Source organism: uncultured Streptococcus sp. (genome assembly GCF_915066115.1).
In the GTDB taxonomy this organism is placed as follows: domain Bacteria; phylum Bacillota; class Bacilli; order Lactobacillales; family Streptococcaceae; genus Streptococcus.
In genome coordinates this window covers 1-10800 of record NZ_CAJZDT010000059.1, presented here as the reverse complement: position 1 = coordinate 10800, position 10800 = coordinate 1, and the positions used below count along the sequence as shown (strand labels likewise).

Sequence of the window (10800 nt, the reverse complement as noted above, 5' to 3'; positions counted from 1 at the left end):
TTACTTCAGCTACTTCAAACTCAATTTGATTGTAAGTGACTGTTAATTGAAGGACTGGAACTACTGTAATAATGATTTTGCTTGTCTAGTAGTGGCGTATTAAATGAGAAGTGACATATAAGATTGTCTCTTCGTTTACTAAATCAAAATTTCTATGAAATTGATAGAATCCCTAATTTTCTCTTAAACTTGAAAGTCTTGTTATAAAGCGGTTAAAGCTTGCGAAGCTGAGAATGTAAACCTTTGACAAAATGTGTGAACTGTGGGATAATGGAGAGGAATTAAGGATTAGTTCTATATCATGGACTAGAGAAGACCCCAAGCTAACTTCCACATTAAGCTTGGGGTCTTTTTGACACTATCTATCTTTGTTTAGCCATTTATCGACTAAGCGAAGAACGACACCGACCACAATTGGTCCGATGATAGTTTTGAGTACTAATCCCATCATGGGCTATCTCACCTCCTTTCGTAGGCGGTGTAGCAGTGCCGTAGAATGTTATACCACATAGGTGCTAAACTCTGGAGTCACCCAATCAGGTGGCTTTTTTGTTTGTGGCTTGGTTTTTTGATATAATAGAGCCATGAGTAGAATTTTAGATAATGAGATAATGGGGGACGAGGAGTTAGTAGAACGCACGCTCCGTCCTCAGTATTTACGTGAATATATTGGGCAGGATAAGGTCAAGGACCAGCTTCAAATCTTTATAGAAGCTGCCAAAATGCGGGATGAAGCGCTGGATCATGTGCTTTTATTTGGCCCTCCAGGCTTGGGAAAAACGACCATGGCTTTTGTTATTGCCAACGAACTAGGTGTCAATCTCAAGCAGACTTCGGGTCCAGTCATTGAAAAAGCCGGTGATTTGGTAGCGATTTTGAATGACTTAGAGCCTGGGGATGTTCTCTTTATTGATGAGATTCATCGTTTGCCAATGTCAGTGGAAGAGGTGCTTTATAGTGCCATGGAGGACTTCTACATTGATATCATGATTGGGGCTGGTGAAGGCAGTCGCAGTGTTCATTTGGAGTTGCCACCTTTCACTTTGATTGGTGCGACGACTCGGGCTGGTATGCTCTCAAATCCGCTACGGGCACGTTTTGGAATTACAGGTCACATGGAGTATTATGCCCATGCTGACTTGACGGAAATTGTTGAGCGGACGGCAGATATTTTTGAGATGGAAATCACTCATGAGGCAGCATCTGAATTAGCCCTACGTAGTCGTGGAACCCCTCGTATTGCCAATCGTCTCCTCAAACGCGTGCGCGATTTTGCCCAGATTATAGGGAATGGGGTTATCGATGATCTTATTACTGATAAGGCTTTGACTATGCTGGATGTTGACCATGAAGGTCTGGACTATGTGGACCAGAAAATCCTTCGCACCATGATTGAGATGTACGGTGGTGGTCCTGTTGGTCTAGGAACTCTTTCTGTTAACATAGCAGAAGAGCGTGAGACAGTTGAAGACATGTATGAGCCCTACTTGATTCAAAAAGGTTTTATCATGCGGACACGTTCTGGACGGGTGGCGACTGCTAAGGCATATGAGCATTTAGGGTATGAATATATTGAAAAATAAGGCTGAAATTTTAGACTCTTTCAGAGAAAATCCGGATATGATGGCTATTTTGACTATCATCCGAAACCTTGGTCTGAAAGATTCTTGGTTGGCAGCAGGTTCTGTCAGAAATTTTATCTGGAATCTCTTGTCAGAGAGACCAGCATTTGATCTTGAAACAGATGTAGATGTGATTTTCTTTGATCCGGATATTTCTTATGAGGAAACCTTGTTCCTAGAGAAAAAGTTGAGAGCGGATTTTCCTCAGTATCAGTGGGAATTGAAAAATCAGGTCTATATGCACCAGCACAGCCCTCATACTGCTCCCTATAGCAGCTCTTGTGATGCTATGAGTAAGTATCCAGAACGATGTACGGCTGTTGGACTGCGCTTGAATGAAGAAGCAGATTTTGAACTCTATGCACCTTATGGTTTGGAGGATATTTTGAATTTTCAAGTTCGTCCGACTCCTCATTTCTTAGAAAATGAAGACCGAATGGAACTTTATCAAACACGTCTATCCAAGAAAAATTGGCAGGAGAAATGGAAAAATTTGATTTTTAAAAATACTTAAGGAAACTTTAAGCTAGGAAGTGTATACTAAGTCCATAAGTTAAGAAGACCTTAACTTAAACTCCTAAAACTTTTTCATAATAATCTCCCTATAAAAATAGAGTCGCCCAATCAGGCGACTTATTTTTTTGAAAAATGGGCTTTGCGCCTGAGAATAATACTCAATGAAAATCAAAGTGCAAACTAGGAAGCTAGCCGCAGGTTGCTCAAAACACTGTTTTGAGGTTGCAGATAGAGCTGACGTGGTTTGAAGAGATTTTCAAAGAGTATAAATAGCTTAGTGATAGAAGAAAATAGGGAAATATGGTATAATGAAACGATAGATTTTTGAATAGGAATAAGATCATGTTTGGATTTTTTAAGAAAGATAAGGCTGTGGAAGTAGAGGTTCCGACACAGGTTCCTGCTCATATCGGCATCATCATGGATGGCAATGGTCGTTGGGCTAAAAAACGTATGCAACCGCGAGTCTTTGGACACAAGGCGGGCATGGAAGCATTGCAAACTGTGACCAAGGCAGCCAACAAACTAGGTGTTAAGGTTATTACGGTCTATGCTTTTTCTACAGAAAACTGGACCCGCCCAGATCAGGAAGTCAAGTTTATCATGAACTTGCCAGTAGAGTTTTATGATAATTATGTCCCGGAACTGCATGCAAATAATGTTAAGATTCAAATGATTGGGGAAACGGACCGCCTGCCTAAGCAAACCTTTGAAGCTCTGACTAAAGCTGAGGAATTGACTAAGAACAATACAGGTTTGATTCTTAATTTTGCCCTCAACTATGGTGGACGTGCTGAGATTACACAGGCTCTTAAGTTGATTTCTCAGGATGTGTTAGATGCCAAAATCAACCCAGGTGACATCACAGAGGAATTGATTGGTAATTATCTTTTTACCCAGCATTTGCCTAAGGAGTTACGAGATCCAGACTTGATTATCCGTACTAGTGGAGAATTGCGTTTGAGCAATTTCCTTCCATGGCAGGGAGCCTATAGTGAGCTCTATTTTACGGACACCTTGTGGCCTGATTTTGACGAGGCGGCCTTGCAGGAAGCCATTCTTGCCTACAATCGTCGTCATCGCCGATTTGGAGGAGTTTAGGAGGAAATATGACACAGGATTTACAGAAAAGAACCTTGTTTGCAGGGATTGCCCTGGCTATTTTCCTACCAATTTTAATGATTGGTGGCCTCTTGCTTCAGATAGCAATTGGAATCATAGCCATGCTAGCCATGCATGAACTTTTGAAGATGAGAGGTCTAGAGACCATGACGATGGAGGGCCTCTTGACCCTCTTTGCAACCTTTGCCTTGACCATTCCCTTGGAGAATTACCTGACTTTTTTGCCAGTTGATGGGAATGTGGTTGCCTACAGTGTTTTGATTTCAATCATGTTAGGAACGACCGTTTTTAGCAAGTCTTATACGATTGAGGACGCTGTTTTCCCTCTTGCTATGAGTTTCTATGTTGGCTTTGGATTTAATGCTTTACTAGATGCTCGCGTTGCAGGTTTAGATAAGGCACTCTTAGCCTTGTGTATCGTCTGGGCGACTGACAGCGGTGCCTATCTTGCTGGGATGAACTATGGTAAACGAAAACTAGCTCCGACAGTTTCTCCAAATAAAACCTTTGAGGGTGCCTTGGGTGGTATTTTAGGTGCGATTTTAGTAACCATCATCTTTATGATGTTTGACAGAACAGTTGCTCTTCCGTATGGAATTTACAAGATGTCAGTCTTTGCTATTTTCTTTAGCATTGCTGGACAATTTGGTGATTTACTAGAAAGTTCGATCAAGCGTCACTTTGGTGTCAAGGATTCTGGGAAATTTATCCCTGGACATGGTGGTGTTTTGGATCGTTTCGATAGTATGTTGCTTGTATTTCCAATTATGCACTTGTTTGGACTCTTTTAATCAAAAGATGGAGGAAATACTATGCTCGGAATTTTAACCTTTATTCTGGTTTTCGGGATTATTGTGGTGGTGCACGAGTTTGGGCACTTCTACTTTGCCAAGAAATCAGGGATTCTAGTGCGTGAATTTGCCATTGGTATGGGACCCAAAATCTTTGCTCACATTGGCAGGGATGGAACGGCCTATACCATCCGAATCTTGCCTCTGGGTGGCTATGTTCGTATGGCTGGTTGGGGTGATGATACAACTGAAATCAAGACAGGAACTCCTGTCAGTTTGACCCTTACTGATGATGGTAAGGTTAAACGCATCAATCTTTCAGGTAAAAAATTAGATCAAACAGCCCTCCCTATGCAGGTGACCCAGTTTGATTTTGAAGACAAGCTTTTTATCAGAGGATTGGTTCTGGAAGAAGAAAAAACATTTGCAGTGGATCACGATGCAACGGTTGTGGAAGCAGATGGTACTGAGGTTCGGATTGCACCTTTAGATGTTCAATATCAAAATGCGACTATCTGGGGGAAACTCATTACTAATTTTGCAGGCCCTATGAACAACTTTATCTTAGGTGTCGTTGTTTTCTGGATTTTAATCTTCATGCAGGGTGGTGTCAGAGATGTTGATACCAACCAGTTCCATGTCATGCCCCAAGGAGCCTTGGCCAAGGTGGGAGTACCAGAAACAGCCCAGATTACCAAGATTGGCTCACATGAGATTAGCAACTGGGAAAGTTTGATTCAGGCTGTGGAATCAGAAACCAAAGATAAGACGGCCCCAACCTTGGATGTGACTATTTCTGAAAAGGGTAGTGACAAACAAGTAACAGTTACCCCAGAAGAAAGTCAAGGTCGATATCTTCTGGGTGTTCAACCGGGGGTTAAGTCAGATTTTCTATCCATGTTTGTAGGTGGTTTTACAACCGCTGCTGACTCGGCGCTTAGAATTTTATCAGCTCTGAAAAATCTGATTTTCCAACCGGATTTGAACAAGCTAGGTGGACCTGTTGCCATCTTTAAGGCAAGTAGTGATGCTGCTAAAAATGGAATTGAGAATGTCTTGTACTTCTTGGCAATAATTTCCATCAATATTGGGATTTTTAATCTTATTCCGATTCCAGCCCTGGATGGTGGTAAGATTGTGCTCAATATCCTAGAAGCCATTCGCCGCAAACCATTGAAACAAGAAATTGAAACCTATGTCACCTTGGCCGGAGTGGTCATCATGGTTGTCTTGATGATTGCTGTGACCTGGAATGACATCATGCGACTCTTTTTTAGATAATCGAGGAATATTATGAAACAAAGTAAAATGCCTATCCCAACGCTTCGCGAAATGCCAAGCGATGCTCAAGTTATCAGCCACGCCCTTATGTTGCGTGCTGGTTATGTTCGTCAAGTTTCTGCTGGTGTTTATTCTTACCTACCACTTGCTAACCGTGTGATTGAAAAAGCTAAAAACATCATGCGCCAAGAATTCGACAAGATTGGTGCCGTTGAGATGTTGGCTCCTGCCCTTCTTAGTGCAGAATTGTGGCGCGAATCAGGTCGTTATGAAACTTATGGTGAAGACCTTTACAAACTAAAAAACCGTGAAAAATCAGACTTCATCCTAGGCCCAACTCACGAAGAAACCTTTACAGCTATTGTCCGTGATTCTGTTAAGTCTTACAAGCAATTGCCGCTTAACCTTTATCAAATCCAGCCTAAGTATCGTGATGAAAAACGCCCACGTAATGGACTACTCCGTACACGTGAGTTTATCATGAAAGATGCTTACAGTTTCCACGCTAACTATGATAGCTTGGACAGTGTTTACGATGAGTACAAGGCTGCTTATGAGCGTATTTTCACTCGTAGTGGTTTAGATTTCAAGGCTATCATCGGTGACGGTGGGGCCATGGGTGGTAAGGATAGCCAAGAATTTATGGCTATTACACCTGCTCGTACAGACCTTGACCGATGGGTTGTTTTGGACAAGTCAGTTACCTCATTTGATGAAATTCCTGCAGAAGTGCAAGAAGAAATCAAGGCAGAATTGCTTAAATGGATGGTTTCTGGTGAAGATACCATTGCTTACTCAAGTGAGTCTAGCTATGCTGCTAACTTGGAAATGGCAACAAACGAGTACAAACCAAGCAACCGTGTCGTTGCTGAAGAAGAAGTGACTGGTGTTGCAACACCAGATGTTAAAACAATCGATGAAGTTGCCGCCTTCCTCAACGTTCCAGAAGAACAAACGATTAAAACCCTCTTCTACATGGCAGACGGTGAGCTTGTTGCCGCCCTTCTAGTTGGAAATGATCAGCTTAATGAAGTTAAGTTGAAAAACCACTTGGGAGCAGATTTCTTTGACGTTGCTAGCGAAGAAGAAGTGGCAAATGTTGTTCAAGTAGGATTTGGTTCACTTGGCCCAGTTGGTTTGCCAGAGAATGTTAAAATCATTGCAGATCGTAAAGTGCAAGATGTTCGTAATGCAGTTGTGGGTGCTAACGAAGATGGCTACCACTTGACTGGTGTGAACCCAGGTCGTGATTTTACTGCAGAATATGTGGATATCCGTGAAGTTCGTGAGGGTGAAATTTCACCAGACGGACAAGGTGTCCTTAACTTTGCGCGTGGTATTGAAATTGGTCACATCTTCAAACTTGGCACTCGCTATTCAGCAAGCATGGGAGCAGATGTTTTGGATGAAAATGGCCGTGCTGTGCCAATTATCATGGGATGTTACGGTATCGGTGTCAGCCGTCTCCTTTCAGCAGTGATGGAGCAACACGCTCGCCTCTTTGTTAACAAAACGCCAAAAGGTGAATACCGTTACGCTTGGGGAATCAACTTCCCTAAAGAATTGGCACCATTTGATGTGCACTTGATCACTGTCAATGTCAAGGATGATGAAGCGCAAGCCTTGACAGAAAAGCTTGAAGCAAGCTTGATGGGAGCTGGTTACGAAGTCTTGACAGATGACCGTAACGAACGTGTTGGTGTTAAATTCAGCGACAGCGACTTGATTGGATTGCCGATTCGTATCACTGTTGGTAAGAAAGCAGCCGATGGCATCGTAGAAGTGAAGATTAAAGCGACTGGTGACACTATCGAGGTTTATGCAGATAACTTGCTTGAAACGCTTGAAATCCTCAGCAAGAAATAAAAACTATAATCAGAAGAAAAACAAGGAAAAAATGTAACTAGTTTTTACCTTGTTTTTTCTGTATAATGGGAAAAATGAGTAGATAAAGAGGTAAATGTATGCTAAGATTTCCAAAGGATTTTGTCTGGGGATCCTCTACTTCTGGGCCACAGACAGAAGGACGTATAGCTGGTGACGGTAAGGGAGATAATCTATGGGATTATTGGTACCAAGTGGAGCCAAATCGTTACTATAATGGGATTGGTCCAGATAAGACATCGACCTTTTATGAAAATTGGGAAAAGGATATTGAGCTTTTGGTAGAGACTGGGCATACAGCCTTCCGAACTTCTATCCAGTGGTCTCGCATTTTCCCACAAGGCCGTGGAGAAGTCAATCCTCAAGGGGTAGCTTTCTACCGTCAGGTCTTTGAAGCTATTAAGGCCAAAGGGATTCGTCTTTTAGTGAATCTTTATCATTTTGATTTGCCTTTTGCTCTTCAAGAGGATGGTGATGGTTGGGAAAATAAGGTGACTGTCTCAGCCTATGAAAACTTTGCTCGTTTTTGTTTTGAGACTTATGGAGATTTAGTGGATCAATGGATTACCTTTAACGAGCCAATCGTTCCAGTAGAATTTGGCTATTTTTACGATGCCCATTATCCACATAAGGTGGATGCAGAGGCAGCCGTTAAAGTAGCTTATCATACACAATTGGCCAGCAGTCGGGCGGTTAAGGCCTGTCATGAACTCTTGCCTGATTCCAAGATTGGGATTGTCCTCAACTTGACACCGGCTTATCCACGTAGCCAGCATCCTGCTGATGTCAAGGCTGCTCGTATTGCGGACCTTTTTCAGGCCCAATCTTTCTTAGATCCGTCCGTTTTGGGTACTTATCCACAGGAATTGGTAGAAATCTTGCATGAACACGGTCTCTTGCCTGATGCTACAGAGGAGGAGTTGGATCTCATTCGTGACAATACGGTGGACTTCCTTGGTGTCAATTACTATCAACCTTTGCGTGTTATGGCTCCTCGATTTGCTAAGCATCCAGAGAGTCCACTCTTGCCAGAACATTTTTATGAGCCTTATGTGATGCCTGGACGTAAAATTAATCCTCACCGTGGCTGGGAGATTTATGAGCAAGGGATTTATGACATTGCCCAAAATATCAAGGAAAATTATGGCAATATTGAGTGGATGTTGACAGAGAATGGTATGGGTGTTGAAGGAGAAGAAAAATTCCGTGAGAATGGAATGATTCAAGATGATTACCGTATTGACTTTGTAAAAGGTCATCTTCGCGAACTGCACCGTGCCATTGAAGATGGAGCCAATTGTAAGGGCTACTTAATTTGGACCTTTATTGATTGCTGGTCATGGCTTAACAGCTATAAAAATCGCTATGGTTTGGTCGAATTAGACTTGGAAACGCAAGAACGTCGTCTGAAAAAATCAGGGCACTGGTTCAAGGAATTAAGTGACAATAATGGATTTTAAAAAGGACTCTGACTGATGATTTTAATTGGTCAGAGTTTTTTGCTTACAGAAGGATAATTTCAACTATACCAATTTTTGCTCTTGACAAGTGAAAGAAACAAGTATATACTGTTTTTGCTGATTCTATAAAAGAGGAATTAGACTATACCAATTTTAAGGAGAAAGCACAGCTTGCCTGTGTCGTATATACTATGTGTGGAATTGTTGGTGTTGTTGGAAACACAAATGCAACTGATATTTTGATTCAAGGACTTGAAAAGCTCGAATACCGTGGCTATGATTCTGCGGGGATTTTTGTCCTAGGTGGTGCTGAAAACCATCTAGTCAAGGCTGTTGGTCGTATAGCAGAATTGTCTGCCAAGACAGCTGGTGTTGAGGGAACAACTGGTATTGGACATACTCGTTGGGCGACTCACGGGAAACCAACGGAAGACAATGCTCACCCACACCGCTCTGAGACAGAACGTTTTGTTTTGGTGCACAATGGGGTGATTGAGAACTACCTTGAAATCAAGGAAGAATACCTTGCAGGTCACCACTTCAAAGGGCAAACAGATACGGAAATCGCCGTTCACTTGATTGGAAAATTTGCAGAAGAAGATGGCTTGTCAGTTCTTGAAGCCTTCAAAAAAGCTCTTCACATCATCCGTGGTTCTTATGCCTTTGCCTTGGTTGACTCACAAGATCCTGAAGTTATCTACGTAGCTAAGAATAAATCACCACTTTTGATTGGTCTTGGGGAAGGATATAACATGGTCTGCTCAGATGCTATGGCTATGATTCGTGAAACCAACCAATACATGGAAATTCATGACCAAGAGTTGGTAATCGTCAAGGCTGATAGCGTGGAAGTTCAAGACTATGATGGAAATAGTCGTGAGCGAGCTAGTTACACTGCTGAACTTGACTTGTCAGATATCGGTAAGGGAACTTACCCTTACTACATGCTCAAGGAAATCGATGAGCAACCAACGGTTATGCGTAAACTCATCCAAGCCTACACAGATGAGGTTGGTCAAGTAGTAGTAGACCCAGCTATCATCCAGGCTGTTCAAGACGCAGACCGTATCTACATCCTTGCAGCTGGAACATCTTACCACGCAGGATTTGCTTCTAAGAAGATGTTGGAAGAATTGACAGATACACCAGTTGAACTTGGCATCTCATCTGAGTGGGGCTACGGTATGCCACTTCTCAGCAAGAAACCACTCTTCATCTTTATCAGTCAGTCTGGCGAAACAGCGGATAGCCGTCAGGTTTTGGTCAAGGCTAATGAAATGGGAATTCCGAGCTTGACAGTGACAAATGTCCCAGGTTCAACTCTTTCACGTGAAGCCAACCATACCATGCTCCTTCATGCAGGTCCTGAAATTGCCGTGGCATCAACCAAGGCCTATACAGCGCAAATTGCAGCCCTTGCCTTTCTTGCAAAAGCAGTCGGTCAAGCAAATGCCAATGCTAAAGCGCAAGCCTTTGACCTAGTTCATGAGTTGTCAATCGTGGCTCAGTCTATCGAATCAACTCTTTCAGAAAAAGAATTGATTGATAGCAAGATTCGTGAGCTTCTTGAAACAACTCGTAACGCCTTTTACATCGGACGTGGTCAAGATTACTATGTAGCCATGGAAGCCAGTCTCAAGCTCAAAGAGATTTCTTACATCCAGTGTGAAGGTTTTGCGGCAGGAGAACTCAAGCACGGAACTATTGCCTTGATTGAAGAAGGAACGCCTGTTTTGGCCCTCTTGTCTGACCCAGTTCTTGCTAACCACACTCGTGGAAATATCCAAGAGGTCGCAGCCCGTGGTGCCAAGGTGCTTACAATCGCAGAAGAAAATGTTGCTAAAGAGACAGATGATATCGTCCTTACAACCGTACACCCTTACCTCTCACCAATTTCAATGGTCGTGCCAACGCAATTAGTCGCTTACTTTGCAACCCTTCACCGTGGTCTCGATGTGGATAAACCGCGTAACCTTGCTAAGTCAGTAACGGTAGAATAAGCCAAAAAAGTCTAGTTATCTAGGCTTTTTCTTGTGAGCAAACTAGGAAGCTAGCCGCAGGCTGTACTTGAGTACGGCAAGGTGAAGCTGACGTGGTTTGAATTTGATTTTCGAAGAGTATAAG

9 protein-coding genes are annotated in these 10800 nt (G+C 42.6%); 8 read left to right on the top strand and 1 reads right to left on the bottom strand.

Annotated features, from left to right (window positions below):
* Window positions 1-358 precede the first annotated feature (358 nt).
* The gene (locus tag QZ565_RS05375; RefSeq protein WP_295526601.1) at window positions 359-451 is read right to left on the bottom strand and encodes a type I toxin-antitoxin system Fst family toxin; all 93 of its coding nucleotides are present in this window, start codon (window positions 449-451) and stop codon (window positions 359-361) included.
* Between the two features lie 133 nt (window positions 452-584).
* Here QZ565_RS05375 and ruvB point away from each other — a divergent pair, with 133 nt between their 5' ends.
* The 8 genes from ruvB to glmS all read left to right on the top strand — a co-directional run bounded on the left by ruvB (window position 585) and on the right by glmS (window position 10676).
* Window positions 585-1583: a Holliday junction branch migration DNA helicase RuvB gene (gene ruvB, locus QZ565_RS05370; protein ID WP_023946759.1), complete on the top strand. Its 999-nt coding sequence runs from the start codon at window positions 585-587 to the stop codon at window positions 1581-1583.
* Window positions 1564-2136 carry a nucleotidyltransferase family protein gene (locus tag QZ565_RS05365; protein ID WP_295526596.1) on the top strand — a complete coding sequence of 191 codons (573 nt, stop codon included), beginning with the start codon at window positions 1564-1566 and terminating at the stop codon, window positions 2134-2136. The genes ruvB and QZ565_RS05365 overlap by 20 nt, the downstream gene beginning before the upstream one ends.
* Window positions 2137-2480: 344 nt before the next feature.
* Entirely contained in the window at window positions 2481-3239 is a 759-nt protein-coding gene (locus QZ565_RS05360) for an isoprenyl transferase (protein ID WP_000466722.1), read from the top strand.
* Between the two features lie 8 nt (window positions 3240-3247).
* Window positions 3248-4051 (top strand): phosphatidate cytidylyltransferase, encoded by an 804-nt coding sequence (locus QZ565_RS05355; protein ID WP_261047877.1) that lies wholly within the window; start codon window positions 3248-3250, stop codon window positions 4049-4051.
* 21 nt (window positions 4052-4072) lie between these two features.
* Window positions 4073-5332, top strand: coding sequence for an RIP metalloprotease RseP (rseP, locus tag QZ565_RS05350; RefSeq protein ID WP_295526587.1), 1260 nt, complete (start codon window positions 4073-4075; stop codon window positions 5330-5332).
* Window positions 5333-5344: 12 nt separating this feature from the next.
* Window positions 5345-7198, top strand: a complete 1854-nt coding sequence (locus QZ565_RS05345; protein WP_295526584.1) for a proline--tRNA ligase — start codon at window positions 5345-5347, stop codon at window positions 7196-7198.
* 98 nt (window positions 7199-7296) lie between these two features.
* Window positions 7297-8676, top strand: a complete 1380-nt coding sequence (gene bglA, locus QZ565_RS05340; protein WP_261057044.1) for a 6-phospho-beta-glucosidase — start codon at window positions 7297-7299, stop codon at window positions 8674-8676.
* A gap of 191 nt (window positions 8677-8867) precedes the next feature.
* A complete protein-coding gene (glmS, locus tag QZ565_RS05335) occupies window positions 8868-10676 on the top strand; it encodes a glutamine--fructose-6-phosphate transaminase (isomerizing) (RefSeq protein ID WP_261019932.1) in 1809 nt (602 codons plus the stop codon).
* The last annotated feature ends 124 nt before the right edge of the window (window positions 10677-10800 follow it).